Annotated in this window: 2 protein-coding genes and 1 pseudogene; all 3 read right to left on the bottom strand. The window is 46.3% G+C overall.

All coding sequences use genetic code 11. The features are described from left to right. Nucleotides 1-212, bottom strand: a pseudogene (locus ACX1N5_RS15680) (4-hydroxy-2-oxovalerate aldolase); the annotation flags it as partial. 12 nt (nt 213-224) lie between these two features. Beyond that, nucleotides 225-1,121, bottom strand: a complete 897-nt coding sequence (locus ACX1N5_RS15675) for an acetaldehyde dehydrogenase (acetylating) (RefSeq protein ID WP_458803562.1) — start codon at nt 1,119-1,121, stop codon at nt 225-227. A 24-nt stretch (nt 1,122-1,145) separates the two neighbouring features. Continuing rightward, the coding region (locus ACX1N5_RS15670; protein ID WP_458803564.1) for a 2-keto-4-pentenoate hydratase at nt 1,146-1,846 on the bottom strand (701 nt) is incomplete at its 5' end.

Raw genomic sequence — 1,846 nt, 5'->3', positions numbered from 1 at the left:
ACTGCTTTGAGATATTCTTCATCGCTGGCTGCTGCAAAGCCATAGTTGACCGAGTTACCGCCTAAGCCGTCACCATGGGTCACTTCAATTAAAGGCACACCTGCATCGTCCAGTGCAGTTGCAATTTTCACCATTTGCTCAGGTGTAGTTTGATGGCGCATTGGATGCATACCATCACGTAAAGTCATATCATTAATAATAATCTTAGACATGTGGTGATCCTTTTAAGCTTCAGCTGTTTCTAGTAAACGTTCTGCAAACATTTCTGCGGTACGGGCAGCCGCAGCAGTCATAATGTCAAGGTTACCCGCATATTTTGGTAGGAAGTCGCCTAGCCCTTCAACTTCAAGGAACATGGATACGCGATTGCCATCAAAGACTGGGCCGTTCACCAGTGTGTAACCTGGAACATATTTTTGGACTTCTTTGATCATGGCATGTACAGATTGTGTAATCGCAGCCTGATCGGGTTCACCTTCAACCAGACAGTGTACGGTGTCACGCATCATCAATGGTGGCTCAGCCGGGTTGATGATAATGATCGCTTTACCTTGTTTGGCACCACCGACCTTTTCAATCGCGCCTGCTGTGGTACGGGTAAATTCATCGATATTTTTACGCGTACCAGGACCGACAGATCGGGTTGATACTGTGGCAATGATTTCGCCATATGCAACAGGTTGAACACGTGAAATTGCAGCAACCATTGGAATTGTCGCCTGTCCGCCACAGGTCACCATGTTGACGTTGGGCAAGTCACCTGCTTCAAGCAAGGTTTCCAGATTCACAGGTGGGACACAGAAAGGACCAATCGCGGCAGGCGTCAAGTCAATCATCTGTACACCGAGTGCATTCAACTTACGGCTGTTTTCAGCATGGACATAAGCAGAAGTTGCATCAAAAGCGATCTTGATATCATCCGCGATCACGTGTGGCAACAAACCATCGACACCTTCAGCGGTGGTTTTTAAGCCCATTTTTTCTGCACGAGCCAAACCTTCAGAGGTTGGGTCAATTCCGACCATCCAGACTGGCTCAAGAATGTCACTACGTTGAAGTTTGTAAAGCAAGTCAGTACCAATATTCCCTGGCCCAATCAATGCACATTTAATCTTTTTCATGAACAACTTCCCTAAAGAACTAGATTATTCAGCAGCAAAAGCAGCTGTTACTGAACCAAAACCTTCGATTTCAACGTGAAATTCATCACCTGGGTTCGCGACCACCATCGGTCCGAGCGCACCCGTTAAAATAATATCGCCTGCAAGAAGTGGACGACCACGACGCACCATTTCATCCGCCAGCCAAACAGCCGCATTTAATGGGTTAGACAGACAGGCTTTGCCAACACCTTGCGAAACCACTTCGTTGCCACGGGTCATGGTCATTTTGCAATTTACAAGATCAAGCTGTTCGAGTTTCACAGGGCGTGAACCTAAAACATAAGCTGCTGAAGAGGCATTATCAGCAACGGTATCAATCAATGAGATTTTCCAGTTTTCGATACGGCTATCCACGACTTCTATGGCAGGGAGTGCATATTCGGTTGCACTGATAATGTCTGCATAGGTGTGTGCTTTTTGGGTTAAATCCTGATTAATGACTAACGCAATTTCAGCTTCCACTTTAGGTTGGATCAATAAACCTGCTGGAATGGCTTCACCGTCACCATAAGCCATATCGGCAAACAACATACCAAAATCAGGCTGGTCCACGCCCAATTGAGTTTGAACAACCTTTGACGTCAATCCAATTTTACGACCGACTAAGCGGCGTCCTTCCGATAATGCACGTTGCGTATTAATCTCTTGCACTGCATAGGCAATATCTACATCAGCGCTTTCAC

It is taken from the genome of Acinetobacter sp. ANC 4636 (assembly GCF_054454555.1).
This window is presented reverse-complemented; position numbering and strand designations above follow the sequence as displayed.